A 24,886-nucleotide genomic window follows, 5' to 3' on the forward strand; every position below is an offset into this window, starting at 1 on the left:
TCCTTCGCGCAAAAATCACACGAAGCTATAGGGATCAATATCCACGCCCACGCGCACACCGGGTGCGAAATCATGGCGGCTGAGCCAATCACGCACGGTGCCTTGTAGGTTTGCGCTGCGGCGGGCGTTGATCAGGAAGCGGTAGCGATAGCGGTTCCGCAGCAATGCGAGCGGGGCGGGGGCCGGGCCTAGGATATAGAGGTCGTCTGCGTGGGGGCGGGTGTCGCCCAGCCGATTGGCTGCCTCGCGCGCTTCCTTGTCATCTTCTGAAGAGATGATGATCGCAGCCCACCTGCCAAAGGGCGGGGCACCTGCATCGCGGCGCGCTTCGGTTTCGGCGGCGTAAAATGCGTCGCGGTCACCATCGGCAAGCGCGGCGATAACGGGCGCATCAGGGTGGCGGGTTTGGATGAGGACTTCGCCCGGTTTGGAACCTCGGCCCGCGCGTCCTGCGACCTGTGCGACCTGCTGATAGGTGCGCTCTGCTGCGCGCAAGTCTCCGCCTTCAAGACCGAGGTCAGCATCAACGACGCCGACTAAGGTGAGCTCGGGGAAGTGGAACCCCTTTGTCACAAGCTGCGTGCCGACGATCACGTCGATGGCTTTGGCTTGCACTTTCGCGAGGAACTCGGCTGCGCGTTCGGGCGATCCCAAAGTGTCAGAAGTCGCCACCGCGACGCGCGCTTCAGGGAACAGCTCGGCGACCTCGTCCGCGATGCGCTCCACACCGGGACCGCAGGCGACAAGGCAATCGGCCTCTCCGCATTCGGGGCAGGCGGCAGGGGGCTGCGTTTCCAGCCCGCAATGGTGGCAGGCGAGGCGAGCGGAGAGGCGGTGTTCGACCAGCCACGCGCTGCAATGGGGGCATTGGAAACGGTGCCCGCAATTACGGCAGAGGGTAAGCGGTGCATAGCCACGGCGGTTGAGGAATAGCAGCGATTGCTCGCCCGACTCCAGCCTCGCTTCCAGCCCGGCAATCAATGGTGCAGACAGCCAGCGGCCACTCGCGGGTTTCTCCAGCGTCAGATCAACCAGTTTGATCTCTGGCAATTGAGCGCCACCAAATCGGCTCGGCAGGACCAGCTTTGTGTAAGTCCCGCTATTGGCCATATGCAGGCTTTCCAGCGCAGGCGTGGCGCTTGCGAGGACAACCGGAATATCCTCAAACCGGGCGCGCATCACGGATACGTCGCGGGCATTGTAGCGCACGCCGTCATCTTGCTTGAAGCTGATTTCATGCGCTTCATCGACCACGATCAGGCCCAGATTTGCATAGGGGAGGAACAGGGCGGAACGCGCACCGACAATCACTTGCGCCGTGCCATCAGCAATCGCACGCCAAGCCCTGCGTCTTTCGGTCGATTTGAGTGAGGAGTGCCATTGAACAGGCGCTGCACCAAAGCGGTCTTCGAACCGGGTGAGAAAGTTCTCTGTCAGAGCGATTTCAGGGAGCAGCACCAGCACTTGCCGCCCCATCCGCACAGCCTCTGCCACCGGCTCAAAATAGGTTTCGGTTTTGCCTGACCCAGTCACGCCATCGACCAAGAAGGGCGCAAACTTGCGCGCCTCAACGGCGCTGACCAATGTCTTGGCGACGCTCAATTGATCAGGTGAAAGGGCAGGCTGGTGGTGGTCGGCATTGGCGGCGGGGTAGGGGCGGTCAATGGAGACCGTTACAGGTTCAATCACCCCCTGATTGACAAGGCCGCGCAGCACCCCTGTGGAAACACCCGCTACCTCGGACAATTCGCGCAATATCCCCTGTTCGCCTGTCAGCGCCTCGATCGCGGCCTCGCGCTGAGGGGTCATGCGTTCAGGCGTCGCGCCTTCGATCAATCGGTATTCGGTGGTGGTGGTCGGCCCTCCCAATGCGCCGCCGCTGGAAAGCACCATGCGCGCAACGCTGGCGAGGTGGGCGCAGTAATAATCAGCGCTCCACTCGATCAGGCGTCGCAAGGGTTCGGAGAGCGGCGGCACAGCGACCACTTCGCGGATCGGGCGCAGCTTGTTGGCGGGCACCTCTGCGCCCGGCAATCGACCTTCATCCCACACAATCCCGCTCACCGTTCGCGGCCCAAGCGGAGCGACCACGACGCTGCCCGGCTCAACTCGCATGGCTTCGGGCACGCGGTAATCAAGCGGGCCAAGCGCTGCATTGAGGACGAGGAGACGGACGCGGTTCATGATTGCAAGTCCATATGGGGCCGATTAGCATCGGACTACAAGCAGCGAGGGACGCGATATGAACGGGATCGACACTTCAAAGATGAACCGCAGGACATTGTTGGGCGGAGGCGTTGCTGGCGCTGCTCTGCTTACATTGCCGGCTTGTGCCAGTCTTCCCGGCTTCAGTATGACGGAGGCGATCCGGCGCCTCTTGCTGCGAGCAAGCGACAATGCCTTTGCGCGGCTGGTAGAGCCTGATGGCTATTGGGATGAGCAAGTGGCGCAGATTGGCTTTGCGAACCTGTTGGGCACCAGAGGCGATACGATTTCGCGCATTCTCACCTCTACCCTGTTCAAAGACCGATTGGAGGATGCTTTTGCTGATATCGCGATTGATGCCTCTTTCCGTGCAGCGCCGATTGTCACCGACGCGGTGCGGGTGATCGGTTTTGCCAACGCGGTTGAGCTGGTGCGTGGCGGACCTCAAGCGGCGACCACGGCCCTTCGCGGGGAGCTCGGTGGGCGCTTGATTGAGGAAATGGTGCCTGAGCTGGGCGATGCGATCAGGGTGGCTTCCGACCCGCTTGTCGCCGAGCTGATCAATGCCACCACCGGCACCGATGTCGGCGGTATTGCTCAGCGTCTGGCAGGCAATATCGACGATGCGATCTGGAGTGAGATTGGCACCGAAGAAGCCGCCATCCGCGCCAACCCACGCGCCACCAATGATCCGGTGCTTATCGGAGTGTTCGGGACGGGCTCTGTGTTTTAGAACCGCGCAGTCACACCCACATTGGCAATGTGTTGAATGCGGTCTTCCTGACCGTCACGGGACACATATTGGTTGAGATAGCCCGGGGTCATTGAGATGCCGTCGGCAAGCGGGACAGAGACGCCTACAAAGTTACGCCACACCGCCAACCCGCCATTGTTGAAGGCGACATCGTTGAGGCCAATAAACGGCTCGGTATAGACAACCAGATTGTTGTTATCGCTGATCGGTGCGCGCAATTGAACCTGATTGCGATAGCGCCATCCGGTTGCATCGCTCTCTTCGTAAAAGCGCTGTTCGAGTCGGTTGCGTGATGTGACCGTCAGCCCTTTGCCATTGTCGATCAGCTTGAACGTCGCCTCTTGATAGATCCGGTGCTCGTTCACTTCAGTAGGGCCGACCGGATCGGTGAAGATATAGCCATAGCCGCCGCCAATCGTGACATTGTCGCTGACCTTTGCACCGATGAAGGATCGCAGCAGCAATTGGCCAAGCCGATCCGCGTCCTGTGTAAAGCGCTCTTGTGCTTCCAAGCGCACAAAGACGTCGCCTTCTTCATCAAGGTCAACAAAGACGAACTGTCCGGCCCAGATGTTGAAATCTTCATCCTGCGCGGCGGCAGGAGAGGCGACAAACGCGGCAGAAAGAGCCGCCAAGCTGGCGAGAAAACGCATATTCTGATCCCATCTTTTGGTCCCGCGCAATGCCTCGCGTGACCCGTTCCATCGAAGAAAATCGCGAGACCGCCTCGGGTTCCCGGCAACACAAACTGCGTATGGTTTTTGTGCGTGTCTGGCCTCGCTCAAGCCTGTGTGCCATCTCCACACTCAACGATTCGCTCCGCCTATTTGAGAGGAACCAGCGCCATGAAATTCTTCGCCGACACTGCCGAAATTGATGCCATCAAGGACCTGGCTGCAACAGGCCTTTTGGACGGGGTCACAACCAATCCTTCGCTGATTGCAAAGTCAGGCTGCGATTTCATGGAGGTGACCAAGGAAATCTGCGGCATCACTGATGGCCCCGTCAGCGCAGAAGTGGTGGCGCTCGATCACGCGACCATGATGAAAGAGGCCGAGGTCCTGCGCAAAATCGCGGACAATGTTTGCATTAAGGTGCCGCTGACCGTCGATGGCCTCAAAACCTGCAAGGCGCTCACCGAAGATGGCACTATGGTCAATGTGACCTTGTGTTTCTCCGCCAACCAAGCGTTGCTCGCAGCGAAAGCGGGCGCGACCTTCATCTCGCCTTTTGTGGGCCGCCATGATGACAATGGCTTTGACGGAATGGACCTCATTTCGGACATCCGCCTGATCTATGACAATTACGATTTCGACACCGAAATCCTTGTCGCGTCAGTGCGCCATGTCACTCACGTTCTGGAAAGCGCAAAGATCGGCGCTGACGTCATGACAGCACCGCCAAAAGTGATCCTTGACCTGTTCAAGCATGTGCTGACGGACAAAGGCATCGAGGGCTTCTTAAAAGATTGGGCGTCGACCGGCCAAACTATCGGTGGCTAGATCGAGTTTTAGTGCCTAATTGCATGGCCAATGGCTGAAGAAACCCCTCTCGATACGTTTAAGCAGGCTTTGACCGGAGCATCGCGCGCGATCGCGAAAGACCCGGAAGTCGAGGTCGCGTGGAGCGCGGATGTGCCCGGCGCATCGGGCAACCGTTTCCGCGTGCCACTGCCGGGCCGCGATTTGCCAGCCGATCAAATTGCAGAGGCACGCGGCTTCGCGGACAGTTTCTCGCTAAAGCTGCGCCATCACGATGCTGGCCTACATGCCGTAAACGCTCCACCAGAGCCCGTGGCGCGTGCGTGTTATGACGCGGTTGAACTGGTGCGCTATGAGGCTTTGGGTTCAAACAACTACGATGGTATGCGCGCTAATCTCGACGCGGCTTTGCAGGTTCGTATGAGAGGCGATGCGATCACCAGAGCGCAGGCGGCCAATGAAGTGCCACTGCAAGGGGCGCTGGCATTGCTCGTCCGCGAAAAGCTGACGGGCCAATCCATACCTGACAATGCGAAAGCTGGTGTCGATATGGTCCGGGACTGGATCGAGGAAACGATCGGCGAAGGCATTGATGACTTGGTCAATGCGGTCGACAATCAAGAAGCCTTCCAGAAACTCGCGCTCGATATGCTGCGTGAACTCGACCTCACGCGCCCGACCGAAAATCCTGAAGACACCGAAAACGACGATTCCGATGAGGATGATGGGCAGGACGAAGATCAACCCGGTGACGAGCAGCAGGAAGGCGACGCCGACCCGCAAAGCGCCGAAGCCGCAGGCGAAATGGCCGAAGGAGACGGGGAGGGTGAGGCTGAAAGCGAGCTTTCCGCCGATGAAGACATGCAGGATGGCGAGCCGGGCGAAGAAGGCGATGCCTCCAACGCGCCAGTCCGCCCCAACCGTCCGCAAGCCGATATTCCAGAGGGGCTCGACTACAAGAGCTTTACCGAGCGCTTTGACGAAGAAATCGAAGCGCCCGAATTGTGTGATGCCGAGGAACTGGATCGCCTGCGCGCCTATCTCGATAGCCAGCTGACGGGCCTTCAAGGCGTCGTCACCCGGCTCGCCAACCGATTGCAACGCCGCCTGATGGCGCAGCAAAACCGCAGCTGGGACTTCGATCAGGAAGAGGGCGTGTTGGACGCCGCGCGCCTCAGCCGCGTGATCGTCTCGCCCGGCACGGCTTTGTCGTACAAGGTCGAGCGCGATGTCGAGTTCAAGGACACGATCGTCACGTTGCTGATCGACAATTCCGGTTCGATGCGCGGTCGCCCGATCAGCATTGCTGCAATCAGCGCGGATATTCTTGCGCGGACATTGGAGCGGTGCGGGGTCAAAACCGAAATCCTCGGTTTCACCACCAAGGCGTGGAAGGGCGGGCAGGCGCGTGAGGCATGGTTGGCCGATGGCAAGCCGCAAGGTCCGGGACGCCTCAACGATCTGCGTCACATCATCTACAAGCAAGCGGACGAGCCATGGCGGCGCGCACGGCGCAATCTCGGCCTGATGATGCGCGAAGGGCTGCTTAAGGAAAACATCGACGGCGAGGCATTGTTGTGGGCGCATTCACGCCTGATCTACCGCCCCGAAGAACGCCGCATCCTGATGGTAATCTCAGACGGCGCGCCCGTGGATGACAGCACACTGAGCGTGAACTCCGCCGGTTACCTCGAAGCGCATCTTCGCGGCGTGATCGAATGGATTGAGAAGGTCAGCCCCGTACAACTGGTCGCCATCGGCATCGGCCATGATGTGACGCGCTATTATAGGCGTGCGGTGACGATCATGGATGTCGAACAACTCGGCGGCACAATCATGGAGCAGCTTGCGGAGCTGTTTGAGGATGAGAAGGGTGTTGGAAAAGGGCGGCGGCGGTGAGAAACTCGTCCGCTGCGGTAGCAGCGCTCGTGATCGGGCTAGTATATTGGGTTACCGTAAATGAATGGCTCGAGGTCTCAGAACCCTGGGATTCCGCATTTTTTCTCCCGGTCTATTGCGTGGCTATTGGATTGAGCCTCGTTTTAGGATTTATCACCGGTGGCCGAAGCTGGTTTTTGGGAGCGATCATTGTCGGTGCGATGCTTCCGGTGATGCTCATTCAATCTGGTAGCGGGCCGTTGCTGGCAATCGGCGTCATCTTTCTGATAGTTCTTGCCATCCCCGCTGCATTCGCAAGCATGATCGGCGGCCATTTACGTGGTAGATTTTCAAGAGCTTAAGGCGAACTTCTGCCGGTCCCTGACTACCGCGCGCAAAATGTCAGCCTTGGCCCATCCCAGCAGGCGCGGTCATTGGCGCTGCGGCGGACCTTGGTGCGTTGGACTTCTCCGCTGGGATAGTAGATTTCGAGATAACCTGTTTCCGGGGCTGCTACGTCGAGGTCGATGCGCACCACTCCTTCGAAATAGTCGCCGTCCATTGCGAAAGTGGTGAAGTCTCCGTCTTGCCCGGCAACAAAGCGGCATGCGCCGTCATATTCGTGCACCGAGTTCCAGAAATAGCAGCCCACGATCCGCCCGCGTGATGCTGACGGGGGCGGGGTTGGGGAGGCGTCTGGTGACGGCTCTGGCTCGGGTGTTCCCTCTGGCGCAGGCTCGCTTGAGTTTGGCGTCGGGGTCTCCACGGGAGCAAGCGTAGCACCGCCACTACCGTTCCCGCCGCCCATCTGCCCCATAACAAATGCGCCCACACCAACCAGCGCGAGCAGGGCTATGCCAAGCCCTGCAAATAGAGGCCATTTCGAAGCTTGAGCCGGAGCGGGCTCATACTCGTAATCATCTTCCGGCTCATACTCAGGCTCAGAGGCCAGAGGGGGAGGCGGTGTAGGAGCAGGCGTCGCTGCCGCCATCGCAATGCTAGCGGCAGGGGCTGCACCCTCTCGCTCTCCGCATAATTCGGACAGGCTCGCCTTCACCTTGCGCCAACCAGAATGGTCATCCTCGCCTTGCCAATCGCCTATATCGGCAAACTGAATCTGATTGAACGGCAGCGGCGGCATCAGGTCGCCAAGTGCGGTTTGGATCAGCTTTTTCTGATTGCGCGCCATGTCCGCTTCGGCCCGGACCCATTCGCTTTGTGCAGCGGTTTCAGACCAGACCACGATGGCGGCCTTGGAGGAAGCGACCTTTTCGGTGATCACTTCGCCATAGCTTTTGTGCGGGGGCAGTTCTGCATCCCACCACACGTCATAGCCCTCAGCCTCAATCTTTTGCGCAAGGCGGCGCACGGCCTCCTCATCATGGCGCGAATAGGAAATGAAGACGTCGACCATTGCTCAAACCCCCAGACACAATTGATACCGCCGTGCGGCACGCTTGCAAGCTTGCTCTGCGCCGATCTGGTGTCTAGCAGCTTAGGAATGAACGTTACCGAAGCAGTCACCACTCGCCGCTCTGTCAGAGCTTTCACCGACAAGCCAGTTGAACTTGAGACCATCCGCCGGGTCATGGACACCGCGCGCTGGGCAGCGTCAGGTTGCAATTATCAGCCATGGGAAGCGGCTGTGGTAACGGGGCAGTCGCTCAAAGACCTTCAGGCCAAAATCACCACTACGCCACCGCAAGCGGCAGAATATGATTGGACTGCGCCGGGAGAGGAAGAGGCGTATAAAGAGCGCCTAAATGCCGTGTCCAAAGGCATGTTTGGCTCCATGAATATCGCGCGTGATGATGGCGAGGGGCGGATGAAGGCGATGATGCGCAACGCCACCAGTTTTGATGCGCCGGTAGTGATGTTCACCTATTTTCCGCGCCTGATGAAAGAGCCGCAATGGTCCGACACTGGCATGTGGCTGCAAACGGTTGCGCTGCTGCTGCGCGAAGAAGGGCTCGATAGCTGTTTCCAAGAATATATGGCGCTCTATGCCAATATTATCCGTGATCATCTGGGCCTCGATCATGATCGCTATATGCTGTTTTGCGGTATGGCGATTGGGTATCGCGACCCGGACGCGCCGCTCAACAATTTTGAGCGTGAGCGTGTGCCGCTGGATGATCACGTGAAATTTCTCGGCTGGGATTGAGCCAATTTTGGCGCAAGGCGTTGATAGAGTTTTCCACCGCTCTTGGTAGCAATCGGCTCAAGATACAGAATTCTGTCCAATACGTACTATTGATGCACCCCCCCGCCGGGTAGTACGCTTGCGTGCAATGGGGGCCAAAGACGCTCCCTTATAGGGGGCACACGCCCCCGTTCGAGGAACAAATCCATAAGGTAAGGGGGGCCGCCTGTGGGACGATTTACTGCAGCGATTTCAGCAGTTTTTGTGGTGTCGGCCATGTGCCTGACATCGGCATCAGCGCAGACCAGATCGATACTGACCCGCGATAGTTTCCCTATCGGCGATGCGGAGGGGATTCTGTGCCAAGTGCAGGATCGCAGCACCTCAAACCCTGCCAAACAGTCGATTTTTGATCGCCGCTGGGCGGTGGTGTGCCGCGACAATCCGCAGCCCATTGCAGAAGTATTTGCCTTCGAAAAACTGGATGATAGCGCGCGTGCAGCCTTGCGCGATATGCGCCGTTTCTCGGTCTCTTGTTCAAGTGCTGGCGGCGGGATGACGGGGCCTGTTGCAGGCTCGCAAAAGCAGAACTGCAAAGTCGATGAAAGCGCACTGGAATGGAGCCAGATTACCGCTCGCACCGGCAATTTGACCTATTATGCAGAAGGCTTTGCCGCCTATGATGACGCAACCGTTTTGGCGCTGCGTTCACTGCTCGACAATGCGATTGCACAAGGCACGATCGACGTTGCCTCAACATCTGTTTCTGACCCGCTTTCTTTCGCGCGGGTGCAGGCTGAAACGCTCAAACCACAGCAGGCTCTTGCTGAAGGATACAGGCGCAATCTGGCAGGCGAATATGCCGAGGCGGCGGCCTATTTTGAGACGCTGCAACAGCGGCTTGAAGATGAGCGCGATTCTGAGATCAATCCCGGCGAATTCTTCGTCAATCGCGCGCTGCAAAAGAGCAATCTGGGCGAATTTGGCATTGCCAACCGCCTGTTTGAGCAAGCCAATGAGTTTGGAGGCGAAGACCCAATTACCGCGCGTCTGCTGCGCAATTTTGAAGCGATCCACCTGCTTAATCAGGGTTTTGATCAGGCCGCGATTGAGCGTTTGACGCGGGAACTTCCGCGTACGGCTTTGGGTGCAGGGGAGGTCGATGGCGCATTGTCAATCACGCAGCCGATTTCAGAGCGGCTCAACCGCGAACAAGCGAGCGGTTTTCTATTCGGTGTGGTGGATGAACTCTCCCTCACCATCGAAGAGCGCGCGCAGATTATCGACGCACAAGCGCTACAAATTCGCGGCACAGCCCGGCGTCTGAGCGGTGATTTTGATGGCGCGCGTGCCGATCTCGTGACTGCTTATTCCGAGGCGCTTGCTGTGCGCGATGGCCGGGTGACATCAATCACCCGGTTGCGCAGCCAAGTGCTTGGCGATCTTGCTCTGATCGCTGAGCGGCGCGGCAATACAGGCGATGCGGAAAGCTATCTGCGCAACGGCCTTGCGTTGGTGCAGGCGCAATATCCGGAACGCCGCGCGGTCAGCGCCTTGGAGGCGCGGCTTGCCTCCTTCCTGCTGCGACAGGGCCGCACGAATGAAGCGATGGAATTGTATGGCAAAGTGATTGATCGCGCGGTCGGTAAACGCAACGCGATCACCGGTTTTGCGAACCAATTGAACCCTTATTACGCGAGCCTTTCGCAGCAGGTGAGTAGCGATCCAGCGGCTGCCGATGCTTTCTTCCGCGCAACCCAAGTGCTGATCCGTCCCGGTGTTGCAGAGACGCAAGCTGTGCTGGCTCGCCAGCTAAGCGCCAATTCGGATGAGGCGGCGCGTTTGTTCCGTCAGTCGATTGATCTGGGCCGCGACATTGAGCGCTCTCGCATTCGGTTTGAAGCGCTTAGCAATGGGCCGGACACCACGGCCAGCCGTATGCAAATGGAGGAGCTGGCAGCGCAGATCACGACCCTGGAAACTGCGCAAATCAGCACGCAAGTGCAGCTGAACGCCTATCCGCAATATCGGGTCGTGTCGCCTAGCGCGCTTGAGCTTGATGAGTTTCGCGCCGTTCTAAAGCCGGGCGAGGTTTATACCCGCGTCGCGATTGTCAGCGATGACGTCTACATGTTCTACGCCGACCGTGAGAGCGCGCTCGCTTACAAGGTCGATATCAGCACCGAAGATCTGAGCGAGCAGGTCGACATTATTCGCGAGACGATTTCGGTCTTCGATAGCGGACAATATGTAACTTATCCATTTGATATCGCCGCAGCGCGCCAGCTTTATGTGACCTTGTTTGGTCCAATCGCCCGCGAGATTGCGGCAGCGGAGCATGTAATCTTTGAACCCGATGGCGCGATGTTGCGACTGCCGGTTGACCTGCTGGTTACCGATGATGCGTCTGTTTCGATGTATCAGCAGCGGATCGCTCAGCCAGAGGCGGATGAATACGATTTCACCGGCGTTCAATGGATGGGCAAGGATCGCATGGTCAGCACCGCTGTCTCTGCGCAGGCCTTTGTTCAGGCGCGTAAGTCAGAGCTTTCTGCCGGGTCCAAGCAATATCTTGGCCTGGGTGAGAATGCGGCTGTGGGGCAGAGCCTGCCTACCTCTTTCACCAGCACAGCCGCGCAGGAATTGCTCGATTGCTATTGGCCCGCTGCGCAGTGGAACGATCCAATTAGCGCGCGTGAGCTGGTAACCGCTTCCGGCCTGATCGGTCAGGACCGTTCGCAGCTGATCACGGGTGAGGCATTCACGGATAGCGGCATCAAGGAGAAGGACGATCTCAACCAATACCGCGTGCTGCATTTCGCAACGCACGGGCTGGTCACACCGCCCAATCCCAATTGCCCATCAAAGCCTGCTTTGGTCACCTCTTTTGGCGGCACTGGCTCAGACGGTCTGCTCAGCTTTGAAGAGATTTTTGAGCTAAACATTGATGCCGATCTCGTGATCCTTTCCGCCTGTGACACGGCGGGCGCGGCGAGTGTTGAGGCGACCCGTGCGGCGGGCCTTTCAACCGGCGGTGGCAGCGAGCTTGAAGGGCTTGTGCGCGCGTTTATCGGTGCAGGAGGGCGCGCGGTTATGGCGAGCCATTGGCCTGCGCCCGATGACTTTAACGCAACCGAGCGGTTGATGTCCGAAATGTTCCGGCGCGGTGAAAACCAACTGATCGGAGATGCGCTGGGCCAATCGCAGCAGATCCTGATGGACGATGCCGAGACCTCACACCCTTATTATTGGGCAGGTTTTGCGGTGATCGGCGATGCGGCACGTCCGCTGCTTTCGAGCAATGGTCGCACCGCATCAGCTGCGCAGAACACTCTTTCGATGAGTGCAGAATAATGGAGCGCTTTATCTCACCTTCCAAATCGACCACCGCGATCAAAGCGGCGCTCTTCACTTCAATCGCTGCTGGTGTTGCAATGCCAAGCGCCGTTTCCGCGCAAGTCGTCGCGCCAACACGCGAAGAGCTAAACCGCCAGAATATTGAGGCAGAGCTGCGCGGTGATCGCAATGCTGTATCTGTCGCCAGCGAAGTGGAGCGCGCGCCGTGTCCGCTCGCCGCGCCGCAATTTGAAGACCTCACCTTCACCTTCAGCCGCGCCGAATTTGCAGGGTTGAACGGCATTGATGCAGCCCTGCTTGAGGCGAGCTGGGCCGATTATGTCGGACAGGAAATCTCTGTCGCCACCATTTGCGACATTCGCGACCGCGCGGCGACCATTTTGCGCGCGCAAGGCTATCTCGCCGCTGTGCAAGTGCCCGTGCAAACCATTGGAGAGGGCGCTGTCAAATTTGACGTGTTGCTCGCCCGCGTGCGCGAAGTTCAGGTGCGCGGTGATGCCGGGCGCTCTGGCAAGACGCTGCAAAACTATTTGAATAAGCTCACCTCCCAAGACGCCTTCAACGCCAAGGATGCAGAACGCTATCTGCTGCTTGCGCGTGATATGCCGGGGCTAGATGTGCGGCTGACCTTGCAACCTCTGCCAGCCGAGCAGGGCGGGCAGCCGGGTGATGTGGTTGGCGTGTTTGATGTGGTGAACCAGCCGGTGATCATCGATGCCAACATCCAGAACTTTGGCTCACAGCAAATCGGCACTGGCGGCCTGCTGGTGCGTGCGCGCGTCAATGGGCTGACGGGTCTGGGCGATGAAACCATGATCTCGGCCTATTCCGAGCTTGAGTTTCAAGAGCAATTTGTCCTGTCCGGCCATCACGAGTTTCGTGTTGGGTCAGAGGGGCTGACCTTTGGCGTCTCTGGCACTCTTGCCTTCACCGAACCCGATATTCCCGGACCCAATGTGTTTGAGACAGAGACGTTTATCGGCTCTGTTTACGCGCGTTATCCTGTCATCCGCTCGCAGACGCAAAACCTGACCGTTTCGGCAGGCGGCGATTTCATCAATCAGGAAGTCGAGTTTACCGGCCTCGACTTTACCGAAGACAAATTGCGCGTCGGCTTTGCGCGGCTCGATTATTGGGGCAGCGACGAAGACAGCATCAATGGGCGCGGCGGTTATTCCGCGCAAGAACCAAAGCTTTCCTATTATGCTTCTGTCGAAATGCGGCAGGGCATTGGCGGTCTGGGAGCGAGCCCATCTTGCGGCGCGGGCTTTGTGAATTGCACGGGGCCGGGTGTCATTCCGCCAAGCAGGCTTGATGCTGATCCATCGGGCTTTTTGGTGCGCGGGGAAACTGGAATCACATATCGGCCAACACCTCTGTTGGGCCTAAGCGCGCGCAGCCGGTTCCAATATTCGCCTGATCCTTTGCTGGGATATGAGCAATATTCGGGCGGTAATTTCACCGTTGGGCGCGGTTATGATCCAGGCGCGATTATCGGGGATCAGGGCTATGGCGCACAGTTTGAGGCGTTTTACGGTTCGCTTGTGCCAGAGACGCCCGATGGCTTTGCCGTTCAGCCGTTTGTGTTTTTCGATCTGGCGCAGGTTTCGGTGAACAATGTTCCCAATGACCGCGACCGATTGATCTCAACGGGCGGGGGCTTTCGCGCCTCCATCGGGCGTCAGGCGGCGCTCGATTTCACGCTCGCAGTACCGCTGGAGCGACCCAATTTTGCAACCAGCCGCGGAGACGTGCGCGGCCTCTTGTCACTGACCGTCCAGTTTGAGCCTTGGTTCAATTGAGCCGGCGGGAGAGAGATATTATGATGAAGCAGAACCACTCAAATGCCCGTCTAAACGCTGGCAAATCGCGCCTTAACTGGCTGCGCTCAGGCTCCACCATCGCCGCTGTTGCAGCGCTGATGGCAGGCGCTTCGGCTGCGCAGGCCCAGGTGCGCCCAGGCCTTTCTGGCGGGATCAGCGGCCCCGGTTCTGAAATCAGCATGCGCGAGTTTAATGGCGGTGTTCGCAGTGGTGCCAGCAATCACCGCGCTGCACCCGCGGAAGTGCCGAGCATCCGCTCTCAGCCGCAACGCGGGGCTCCTGCAATTGCCAATGCGAACACCAATCGCGTGGCACCAGCAGAGCAGCCATCTTTGCGTGTAAACCGCGCACCCACCACACCTAGCGTCACAGCCGTTCCATCAAGGCCCATCGCGCAATCATCAGGGCCTGCTGGACCAGTGTCCCGCGCAAGCCAGTCCGTTGCCGGTATCTCGGTCAACGCAACCGCGAATTTTGACGACACCCAAGTTGCGTACACACCCGGCGTGGCGGGAGACACGGTGGAACTTTTTGGGACGTCGGCCATCATCGATTGGACGACATTTGATCCGGGTGCGATGGGCACCGAGGTCACTTTCCTGGACGCTGGGAACAATCTGTTGTTCACCGCTGACCAGTCCGATTTTACGGTACTTAACCGGATCATGACGCCCGGTTTTGACAGCGCCATTCGCATTGATGGCGACGTCACATCGACCATTCTGGGCGGCGGGCTGACGGGCGGCAATGTGTGGTTTTACAGCGCGGGCGGCATTGTTGTCGGATCAACTGCCAGCTTCAACATTGGCAGCCTGCTGCTGAGCACCAGCGAGATTGATCCAGCCAATGTGATTGCCGGCGGGTCGACCCTCAATTTTATGGGCACGTCTGACCCTCTTTCCGCGATCAGGATCGAGAACGGCGCGTCGATTACGGCACCAAATAACAATTCCTATGTCGCCATGGTTGCGCCGCGCATTGAGCAAAGAGGCTCCGTCAACGTCAATGGATCGGTTGCCTATGTTGCGGCCGAAGAAGCCACGCTGACCATCGCGAACAACCTGTTCGATATCTCGGTTGCCGTGGGCAGCGAAGATGCAAACGGAATTCTCCATACTGGCACCACCACTGGCCCGGCTTCCACCGCTGTCACGGACGAGCAGGCGATCTATTTCGTCTCCGTGCCAAAGAACGATGCGATCACGATGCTCGTATCGGGAAATGTTGGTTATGGTGCAGCAGTCTCTGCTGGTGTTGATAATGGCAACATCATCCTGACCACCGGAAATCGAGTATCGCGGCAAGAGGAAGATGTGCTCGTCCAATTGCCCAGCGGCGCATCAACGCTGGTCGAAGTGTCAGTCAATACGGTCGACACCACGGTTGATGGTGGCCCGGCTGGTAGCATCACTATTCAAGATGCCAGCATCACTAGCTTCAACGAAATCTTCGCAGAAGACACAGTGACGCTTCGCGCTGGCTTTGGCTTGGACGGATCCAACTCGATTTCGGTCGCTGGATCAGGAGGCGATGTCGTCGACCTGGATGTGACCGCGGGCAATTTGGTCGACATTCAGGTGACGGCTGATGGCGTTATCGATGTGAGCGGATCGCTCAATGCACGGGCAGGCGATGGCGTTGGCAATGGTGGCACGATCAATGTTGATGTGAACGCGACCGGTGCGGTCAGCTCATTTGGCGCTGGCACGTTGATGACAGGGCTTGGCCTAAACCTCGATGCGAGTGGTATCGGGATTCAGGATACAGCTTTATTCCCCAACAATGGCGGAAACGGCGTCGGCACAGATGGCGTTGGCGGGACGGTAAATGTCACCCTGTCAGACTTCGGCACAATCGATGTTGGCGATACTTTGAGGCTTGCAGCACTGGGGCGCGGAGGCGCGGGTGATTTCAGCGACGGGAACTCGACTGGCGGGTCTATCACGCTCAATGTCCTTGATGGCTTTTTGGGAACCGGGAACAGCCTCATTCTTGATGCGGGCGGGCGCATCTTCGGCAACGGCAGTATGACCGCAATCGGCAGCGATGCCGTGGGCGGTGACATCACAGTCAATCTTAGCGGTGGCGGGCTGGATGTTGGCTTTTTCTCCGCCGATGTTTCGGCAGTAGCGACCAACGGCGCTGACCCCAGCATTGCGCAATCCAACGATGCCACTGCCGGCAATTTTGCAATGAATGTTACCGGTGGTTTCCATACGTTTAGCGAAATCAGCATCGCTGCAAATGCGGATGCTGCGCAATCATCTGATGGCACCATTGCTGGGTTTGCAGGGCTTGCCAATCGCGGCTCGGTCAGCATCGCAATCAGCAATCTGGATACAGCAGTCGATGTCTCTGATGATTTCGACGTCGATGTGAGGGCGGATGGCAATGCAGGTTCAGCGACAGGGGATACGTTTAGCCTGTTGGTGACAGACACAGGCACTAATTCCGGTGCTGGCCTCACGGTGAACGGCAGACTTACCGTGCGGGCAGATGCGGTTGATGGTGCTCGCGATGTTCGAACAGATGGCGGCAATGTCCGAATTCTGGCCGATAATGGCGCCATAATTCTTGATGGCCTGACGGTCACAGCAAGCTCATCTGCGTCCCTCTTTTCATCCAATTTTTCCAGGGTTGGGACAGATTTCCAAGGCGGAAATATCGACCTTAGCGCAACCAATCTTGGCTTTATCAACGTGTTCGGCTTCAGCACGCTCAATACGAATGCCACTGGTTCTGCCAACACTGGCAGCGCTGGCTCTGGCATTGGTCAGGGCGGGACGATCTCGGTCCTCGCCGATGGCGGTACGATTAACTTCAACGGCACTTTGAACTTAGATGCCAATGGCTTTTCAGTCGCTGGTGTAAACTCGAACGGAGTGGCCGGCGAGGGACGCGGCGGTCTGGTTCGCATCACGGTTGATGGCGCAGCAGGCAATCTCGGCTTTGGTACGTTAAGTGCCGGAACAGACGGTTCTTTTAGCTTCGATGGCGAGTTTATTGACACGTTCTTCATCGGCGATGGCACTTCGGGTGTTGGCGGGTTGACTGAATTTAATGTGCTTGGCGGCAACCTGTTTGCAGGCGATATAACGGTGTCGTCTGATGGTGAAGGCGGACCGGGCGGAGAAATCGGCAGCGGTGCGACCAACCCCGCAACAGGCAATCTAATCCTTGGCAGAGGCGGCGACGGTGTCGGCGGCGAAGTCGTGTTCAACATTGATGGCGGCAACGCCACACTCGACAATCTGACTGTCACTTCAAGCGGTGCCGGCGGCGATGGAGCCTTTGGCAATTCGACCGATGGAACCGATGGCGGGGATGGTGGCAATGCCACTGGCGGAACGGCCACATTGAACGCGGTTTCTGGCTCCTTGACCGTCAACGATACTCTGACGGTCGAGGCAACCGGCAATCGCCGCTCGGTCTCTGGCTTTGTCAGTGGAGGCCGCGGCGGTAGCGCTAGCGGCACGCAAGCGGGCAATGCTGGCGATGCAATGGGTGGTAATGCGATCTTCAATCTTGATGGAACCGCGACCATCACTGCAGGCGCTGTGGTTGTTTCCACCGCCGCATTTGGCGGCACTGGCGGAACATCGTTCGAAGGCTCTGGAGGCATTCCAGATGTTCGTGGTGGCGATGGCGGCGATGCTGTTGGTGGCACCGCTTTGTTCAGCGATACAGCCGGTGACATCACCTTTGGCAGCCTGACCGTCGATGCATCGGGCATTGGTGGACAAGGCGGCTCAAGCCAAGGATCAGGCACGGGTACAGGCGTCGGAGAAGGCGGTGCTGGCGGTTCGGGTACAGGTGGATCGGCGCTGATTGCTCTGAACCAGGACGATGTTGATCCAAAGAGCTACAGCGTGCTGTCACGCGGCACAGGGGGCCGTGGCGGCAATGGCGCGATTAGCGGTTTCGGCGGCGCTGGCACAGGCGGTATCGCCGAATTGCTGGTGAACGACGTCGCGGTGATTTTCGAAAGCCTCACTATTGATGCGACCGCATTGGGCGGAGAGGCTGGATTGACCGAAGGGGCCACCATCAATGACGGTTCTGATGGCGGCGATGCCACGGGCGGCGATGCGCGGCTGGTGGTGACCGGTGACAATGGAGACTTCCAAGCGAACTCGGTCATCTCAGTGATAGCGGGCGCCACAGGCGGCAATGCCTCAGGCGGTGCGTTCAGCGCGGCAGTGGGTGTTGCTGGCGGATCTGGCGGCGATGGCGGTGCTGCCATGGGCGGTTCAGCCACGATTGTGGTGAGTGATGGCGCAGCTGTTAGCATTGACGCCGACACTACTAATCTCAACGCAAATAGCACCGGCGGGTTTGGCGGCAGCGGCGGTTCGAACTTTGGGTTTGGCAGCGGTGTTGCAGGCGACGGCGGTAGTGGGGGCGATGGCACCGGCGGCGTGGTTGGATTGATCGCGACAAACGGCGCAGACGTTCAGGTTCTGGGCGGTTCTGGCCCATTCACACTTTCAAGCTCTGGCATAGGCGGTGCGGGCGGCTCTGGCGGCAGCACAGGTGGCGCGATTGGCGCTGGTGATGGCGGTGATGGCGGTACTGGTACCGGCGGCTCACCCACGCTCAGCGCAACCGGCGCAACCATCACAATTGGTGATGTGACACTGCTTGCCCAAGGGTTTGGCGCAAATGGCGGTGCTGCTGGATTGAACAACCTGACTGCGGCCAACCCTGCGGTCGGCGGCAATGGCGGCGCTGGCAATGGCGGCACGCCGCTGATTGAGGTGATTGAAGGCAGTCCGGGTATCGTCAATTTGGGCTTCACGCAAGTGATTGCGGGCGGCACTGGAGGGCTCGGCACATTAGGCGGGCTTGGAAGCGGGGGCCAAGTCACGATCAGCGACACGTCCACCGATCCCGCTGGCCTGATTGGTTTTGGTGACCTCACCATTGATACGACCGGTGATGCAGGCACAGATGCGGGCCGGATCAACTTTATCTCAGACAGCGGACCGATCACGATCGACGGTAATCTCGACCTCGATTCAACCGGTAATGTCGCTTTCACGATGACCGGTGATGGGCAAGTGTTTGTAACCGGTGCGGCGTCAATCACAGCCACTGACACCGTTGCTGCGCGTCGTTTGGATGGGACCACTGGCTCTTCAATATCTGTGATCGGCAGTTTCTCCGCCGATGTTACCGGCGGCCGTTTTGTTGCAGAGAATGACGGCAATATCACTTCTGACGGAAACGTCGTTATTGTCGCTGATGAAATCAGCTATGACAGCATTACCGCAGCGGGCACCGTCGATTTGACGGCCAATGTCGGATCAATCGTCGGCACGGCGGACGGAACCATCACCGCCTCTAACGTGCTGGACGCGATTGATCTGCTTGCTCGGCAAGACGTGATCTTTGGCAATCTGGTTTCGGTCAACGGCAATATTGATGTTGATGCCGGCGATAATATCACTGGCACAAGTATCGATTCCGCCCAATTTGTGAATATCGACGCAAGCGGCACAATTGCGGTTGGCGCGATTGATACAACGCGCAGCGCTATTGGCACTGTCACAGTCACTGGCGGCGCGATTGATATTGGCACACTGGACGCAAACTTCATCACCAACCTCACCGCAAATGCTGGCGATCTTGCGGTCGATGTTTTGAATGTCCCAAGCAGCGTCAACCTTGATTCAGCTGGCGGGATTGAAGTGGGAACCGGTGCGACCGCCGACTTTATCGCGAACGCAATCACAGATGTGACAATCGGCTCGCTCACAACGACTGGCGGCACCGCCGATATCAACATCGATGCCGATGGCACGGTGAGTTTTGACAGTCTCGTATCTGACCGTCTTGTCACGATAGTTGCCAACCGCATCGCTGGCGGTGGTGATGTGCTAGCTGATGAATCGATCAACCTGACCACCGTCAGCTCAATTGATGTTGGCGAAGTCGCTAGTCAGGGTGTCGGAAGCATATCTCTCCTGTCTTTGACTGATGGATTGACCACAGGACAGATCACGACGACGCAAGGATCGATAAATGTCGCTTCGGGCGGTGATGTGGACGTCGGCGGGGCTGATGCATCTGCTGGTTTCAGCATCAGTGCGGGCGGAAATCTGACCGTTGGTGATGCGACAGCGGGCGCGATTGGTAGCCTCAACGCAGGCGGAAATTTGATCGCTGGAGACCTATTCGCAGGTGCCACCAGTCCTGGTCTTGATATCGGTGCGGGCGGCGACGCGACCATCGCATCTGCCACCACCAATGGCTTGCTTGATGTCGATGTGGTCGGCGCGCTGACCGGCGGTGCTTTCCTTGGCCAAGGCGCAGGCAGCTTGGTCACTCTGGATGCGGCCTCGGTTGATGTTGCATCTGTGGAATCGACCAATCAGGCGGTGAACGTAAACGCGCCGGGCGCGGTTTCGATTGGCAGTTTGGTTGCAAATGCCACTTCGAATATCACCGGCGCGTCAGTCAACCTGGATGGTGGCAACATCACCAACAGCCTCAATGTGACGTCAACGACCGGCGATATCACCGGGCTCGGAACATTAGTGGTTGGCGGAACCGCCGACTTCGATGCGGCCGCCAATATGGCCATTGGTAGCTTGACGGCGAACAATATCATCCTGACGAGCGGCGGCGATCTGCGGTTCAACGGGCTGACTTCGCCCAATGCGATCACTCTTACAGCGGCGACCGGCACAATCGGTGCGACCACGCCGGGTGAAGGCGACATTGATAGCGGCGGCGCGGTCGGCCTGACGGCCCAGGCAATTGACCTTGGCGATGTGACCAGCGCAGGGTCTATCGCTGCATCGGCGAGCATCGGCGATGCCAGCTTTGGCAATCTCGATGCGGGCACAACCATCAATATCACTGCGGCGCTCAACCCAATTGTTCAGAGCGTGACCAGCGGCGGCGATGTCAATCTAACTGGCGCAAATGTCTCGCTTGATGGCGGCGATGTGGGCGGCAACCTTACCCTTAATGCGACGGCTGGCGATATTACTTTGGCCCTTGATGGCACCGATCAATTGCTGGTTGCTGGCAATGCGAATTTCCTCGCGACCGGAAACATGGATGTCACGCACACCAACAATGGGGCAGGCACAGTTTCTGTTGATGTTGGGCAGACAGTCCAGATCAATATTGATGGATCGTTCACATCAGCGCCCGGCAGCATCCTCAACAGTGGCATCCAGACGGTGGCCTTTGTTGACGGCAATATCACCGCTGACGACCTGCGCTCTGTCGAGGCAATTTTCCTTCGAGCGGGCGGCAATGTGACGCTTAACATTGCGAGCGTGATAGGCCCGCAAAATGTCAGCAATTTCCGTGGTATCATTATTGAAGCGGGCGCGATTGCTAACCCTGCAACCGGCGCTGTGTCGTTTGACAATATCGCCAACGCCACGATTACGGGTGATGTCACATCCTACGCTGATATTGACATCACTGCGGGCGGCAACGCGATCTTTGCCAGCGGTTCGAACACGGCGGCGGACAATGCCCTGTTCGTCTTCACCGGCGATGACATCATCGTTGAGGCTGGCGCGGTGCTTTCTGCGGCGAACAATCCGACGGACCTGATTGATCCGCTCAACCCATTTGTTTCCGGACCCAATCTGATCCTGAGTGCGGGTGGTGAGACTAACCTGATTTCCGTCCCCGCAACGCCGATTGCTTCGGTTGTTCTCGACGGAACGATGAACGCCAATGACGCTGCAATTATCCTCGAAGGTAATGCAATCGAAGGGCTCGATAGCACGTTGATTGCAGGCTCAATCCGCGCTGATGTGCGCGATGCACCGGCCAGCACTGCCATTCTCAGCGACGATGCAGGCTTGCTGAGCGGCGTGTGTCTCGAAGGGATTGTCTGCCTTGGCGATATGGAAGCCGTCAACCGCATCGAAATCGGGCGCAACAGCAACAACGAAGTGATCCAGCTGTTCATTGAGCAGGCGACCATCAATGCGGCCGATATCCTGATTGAGACGCGCAACGATATCGTTATGGGCACCAACGGGATCGACACGGTCCTCAACGCAACCGGCACATTCCTGGCGGTCAGCAATACGGGCAATGTGGAATTGAACGATGCTTCGATTGCGGCGGATCAGGTCCTGATCAGTGCGGCAGGCAGTGTGCTCGGCACTGGCCTGCTCACCAGCGCTAATGATATCGGCATCGATGTTGGCAGCTCAATCATCCTAGCTGGTATCGATACCGGCGGTGAATTGACTGCCGTGGAAGAAGTCGGAGGCCTTACTGAAGGGCAATTCAATGTTCCGCTTGATTTCATTGTGGGCTCGCTCTCGCAGGCCGCGACTGACATCAACATCACGGCAGGCGGTTCAATCAATATTGGCGCGGCCAGCTCTCCCAACTCGATTGTTCTGAACGCGATCGATGATGTGTTCCTGGGCACAACAAACGTGACCGGAGATATCGATATGGTCGGCGCGAGCGCTGGCTATGATCAACTCGATGCAGGCGGCGATATCTTTATCGAAGCGTTTGGCGGCTCAATCTTCGCAGGTCAGTTCTCGTCAGCCTTTTCTGGTGGGGATATCGATCTGCTTGCCGCAGGCGATGTCGATGTTGGCGATCTGTCTGCGGGCAATGGTGTGATTATCGATGCAGGCGGCAACGCCTTCTTCAACGCCATTGATGCAGGCAACGACGTTCTGATCAATGCTGCCGGGGTTGTCTCAGGATTTGACATCACGACATTCTCGATCGTCGATATTGGCGGTTCTCTGATCGTCTTGGGTGCGGTCAGAGCGGACATGATCAATCTCTCAAGTGACACCGATATCCTGTTTGACCTGCTCGATTCCACAGCAGCGATTTCGCTCAATGCGTCAAGCGGCGTGATCGGCGCAAATATGGGATCAGGCGATATTGAAAGCGATGATGAAGTCACGCTGCTTGCTCAAGCAATCAGTGTTGGCGCGATCAATGCTGGCGGAGCGGTTGATGCAACCGCAACAGATGCGGGCCTCACGACAGGTGCGATCAATGCAGGCGGCGAAGTCACGCTGAACGCCGCGAATGGCACGATTACCACGGCTGATATCGATGCGGCGAGCAATATTATCGCCAATGGCGCGGCCATATCGCTGGGCGACATTATCGCACGAGGCCCTGCCAATGGAGGCTTTGGTGACGGTAGTATTGATCTGGATGCGACCGGCAACATCATGTTTGGTGCCGCTAGCAGCCAAGGCAACTTTAACGCGGTCGCAGGCGGCGATATCGACTTTGGCTCCATCGCCACTGACGTTGGTGCGGTTACCGCCAATGCTGGAGGCGCGATTGCGGCGACAGGCAACATCACCGGCCAGCAAGGCGTAACGCTAGCGGCAACGGGCGATGTCTCTGCCCTAGACCTGACGAGCGGTGCGAGCCTGACGGTCGATGCGGGCGGCAACCTGACGTTCAACAATGCCTTCGCCGACCAGAACATCACGCTAACCGGTGATATGGTGAGCTTCACCTTTGTGGAGGCCGTTGAGAACGCGATCCTCACGGCCAATACTGGCGATCTGACCGGTAGCGTGCTTGCTGGCGGCACTGCCACTATCACGGCGACGGGCGGAGCGATTACTCTTGAAGAGCTGGAATCGGATACAGCGGACCTGACCGCCGCCAATGCAATCGACGTCGCAGATGCGACCGTCAACGGATTGCTTAGCGCTCAGGGCGGATCGATTGATATTGCATCCACGAGCAGCTTGATAGTCGACGTAACCGCCGATGCAGGCGCTGTCGCGGTGCAGACATTTGGTGATCTTGACGTTCAATCCGCGTCTGCCACCGAGAATGTTTCGCTCGTCAGTCTTGGCGGCAACGCCACGATCGCACAAGCAAGCGGACAGGGCATTAACCTGAGCGCAGGCGGCGATTTGGCGATAAATGGTGCGGTGGAATCTGGCGATGGGCTGACTATCGATGCAGGCGGTTTGACTACCATCAATGCGCTTGCCACGGGCACCACCATCGCGCTCAGCGCTTCGGATGTTGATATTACAGCTGACGGTACTCTTGGCGATGCAACTATCACGTCGGAAATCGCGGTTGAGACGCTGAACGAGATCGTTCTAGGCGGCCCCGGCGGCAGCGGTGAAGGCGGCGCGGGCGCGGTGCTGGAGATCGACAATGCCGAATTTGGCCGCATGCATTCTGGTGGAGACATTGCCTTTACCGCTATCGGTCAAGGCGGCAGCACAGGCGGTGCGCAAGGTCTGATCACGGTCCAAACATTGGATGTGATTGCAGGCGATGGCACCAATGCGACCGGCCAGAATATTGGTCAAAGCGGCGCGCTGGTGCTCACATCAACCGGCGATGTTTCGGTTCAGGGCAATGTGACCTATTCGGGCGCGACGCTTGATACCGGTCTGGTACTGGATGCGATCAATCTCGTCCGGCTCGATACAACCAATGGCGGCATCTTCACGCTCGATGCCAATGGCGGGTTGACCGGCGAGATCGAGATTTTCGCAACGGACTTTTTGGCTGTGACGGAGACAGCCTTTGCTGACCTTCTGGGGCTCAGTTTGGCAGAGATTGATCTGCGGCTTGCAAACAGTGACGGTGTGGATCGTCCCGAAGGCGTGATCCGAACCAACAGTCTTGTGATTGAGACCACTGCTAGTCAGGTCTTCATTCAGAATACGGTTGCGGGCACAGAATTTGATGATCGGCGCGGGTTCGACGTGAATTCGCTCTTCATCACGACCAATGGCACCACTGACCAGCCGATTGTCATCAATGGCATCGTCTCAGGCCAAACGGGCATCGCTGCGATTGCGGTGACGGATATCGGCAGCACTCCGGCGGCGGCCTCCACCATTAACGGGTGTTTGATCGCGGATCCGACCTCGTGCGGGGTCACAACGACGCCGGTCACGCCGGTCGATCCGATTGATCCAGATGGTCCGGGCGAAAATGGCGGTGAGATCGAAACGCGCGATCTGATTGATGAAGGTCTCGATCCTGAAGGCCTGCTAATCAGCGGTACAATCGAAGGCGCTTTGATCACGATCAATCCCAATGATCAGTTCAACGATGATCCGCTGATTGACGATCCGGTCACAGGCGCGGGTAACGAAGACCTTTGGATCAGCGATGAGGAAGAGGACGAAGAAGAGGACGAAGAAGAGGAAGGCGTTGCCGTAACCGACACGCAAAGCCTGCCGTTTCTAAGCCGGACCTGGCAGAGACTGATCGCTGGCGCCGAGGCGTAAGCACC

Annotated in this window: 11 protein-coding genes; 8 read left to right on the forward strand and 3 right to left on the reverse strand. The window is 58.1% G+C overall.

Features of this window, described 5'->3' with window-relative positions:
- Positions 1 to 15: 15 nt before the first annotated feature.
- Positions 16 to 2,184 carry a primosomal protein N' gene (locus AC0V6N_RS03130; protein ID WP_486170135.1) on the reverse strand — a complete coding sequence of 723 codons (2,169 nt, stop codon included), beginning with the start codon at positions 2,182 to 2,184 and terminating at the stop codon, positions 16 to 18.
- A gap of 58 nt (positions 2,185 to 2,242) precedes the next feature.
- Between AC0V6N_RS03130 and AC0V6N_RS03135 the strand changes: the two genes are divergently transcribed.
- Positions 2,243 to 2,938 (forward strand): DUF4197 domain-containing protein, encoded by a 696-nt coding sequence (locus tag AC0V6N_RS03135; RefSeq protein ID WP_486170136.1) that lies wholly within the window; start codon positions 2,243 to 2,245, stop codon positions 2,936 to 2,938.
- On the opposite strand, the gene AC0V6N_RS03140 is transcribed toward AC0V6N_RS03135, so the two are convergent.
- Positions 2,935 to 3,612: a DUF2490 domain-containing protein gene (locus AC0V6N_RS03140; protein WP_486170137.1), complete on the reverse strand. Its 678-nt coding sequence runs from the start codon at positions 3,610 to 3,612 to the stop codon at positions 2,935 to 2,937. The two genes, AC0V6N_RS03135 and AC0V6N_RS03140, sit on opposite strands and share 4 nt — an antisense overlap.
- Before the next feature lie 192 nt (positions 3,613 to 3,804).
- Here AC0V6N_RS03140 and fsa point away from each other — a divergent pair, with 192 nt between their 5' ends.
- From fsa to AC0V6N_RS03155, 3 genes are read left to right on the forward strand one after another with little or no spacing between them, the layout of a single operon-like run.
- Positions 3,805 to 4,461 carry a fructose-6-phosphate aldolase gene (fsa, locus tag AC0V6N_RS03145; RefSeq protein WP_486170138.1) on the forward strand — a complete coding sequence of 219 codons (657 nt, stop codon included), beginning with the start codon at positions 3,805 to 3,807 and terminating at the stop codon, positions 4,459 to 4,461.
- Positions 4,462 to 4,491: 30 nt separating this feature from the next.
- Positions 4,492 to 6,339 (forward strand): cobaltochelatase subunit CobT, encoded by a 1,848-nt coding sequence (gene cobT / locus AC0V6N_RS03150; RefSeq protein ID WP_486170139.1) that lies wholly within the window; start codon positions 4,492 to 4,494, stop codon positions 6,337 to 6,339.
- On the forward strand, positions 6,336 to 6,680 hold the full coding sequence (locus AC0V6N_RS03155) for a hypothetical protein (protein ID WP_486170140.1): 345 nt from the start codon (positions 6,336 to 6,338) through the stop codon (positions 6,678 to 6,680). Before cobT ends, AC0V6N_RS03155 begins: the two co-directional genes overlap by 4 nt.
- A gap of 23 nt (positions 6,681 to 6,703) precedes the next feature.
- Here the strand turns inward: AC0V6N_RS03155 and AC0V6N_RS03160 are convergent, their stop codons facing one another.
- Positions 6,704 to 7,732, reverse strand: coding sequence for a toll/interleukin-1 receptor domain-containing protein (locus AC0V6N_RS03160; RefSeq protein WP_486170141.1), 1,029 nt, complete (start codon positions 7,730 to 7,732; stop codon positions 6,704 to 6,706).
- An 87-nt stretch (positions 7,733 to 7,819) separates the two neighbouring features.
- Between AC0V6N_RS03160 and AC0V6N_RS03165 the strand changes: the two genes are divergently transcribed.
- The 4 genes from AC0V6N_RS03165 (at position 7,820) to AC0V6N_RS03180 (ending at position 24,881) form a co-directional block, all read left to right on the forward strand.
- The gene (locus tag AC0V6N_RS03165; RefSeq protein ID WP_486170142.1) at positions 7,820 to 8,482 is read left to right on the forward strand and encodes a nitroreductase; all 663 of its coding nucleotides are present in this window, start codon (positions 7,820 to 7,822) and stop codon (positions 8,480 to 8,482) included.
- Positions 8,483 to 8,689: 207 nt separating this feature from the next.
- Entirely contained in the window at positions 8,690 to 11,815 is a 3,126-nt protein-coding gene (locus tag AC0V6N_RS03170) for a CHAT domain-containing protein (protein WP_486170143.1), read from the forward strand.
- A complete protein-coding gene (locus tag AC0V6N_RS03175; RefSeq protein WP_486170144.1) occupies positions 11,815 to 13,620 on the forward strand; it encodes a ShlB/FhaC/HecB family hemolysin secretion/activation protein in 1,806 nt (601 codons plus the stop codon). Before AC0V6N_RS03170 ends, AC0V6N_RS03175 begins: the two co-directional genes overlap by 1 nt.
- Positions 13,621 to 13,640: 20 nt before the next feature.
- The gene (locus AC0V6N_RS03180; RefSeq protein WP_486170145.1) at positions 13,641 to 24,881 is read left to right on the forward strand and encodes a beta strand repeat-containing protein; all 11,241 of its coding nucleotides are present in this window, start codon (positions 13,641 to 13,643) and stop codon (positions 24,879 to 24,881) included.
- Positions 24,882 to 24,886: the final 5 nt, after the last annotated feature.

It is taken from the genome of Erythrobacter sp. S57(2025) (assembly GCF_057365055.1).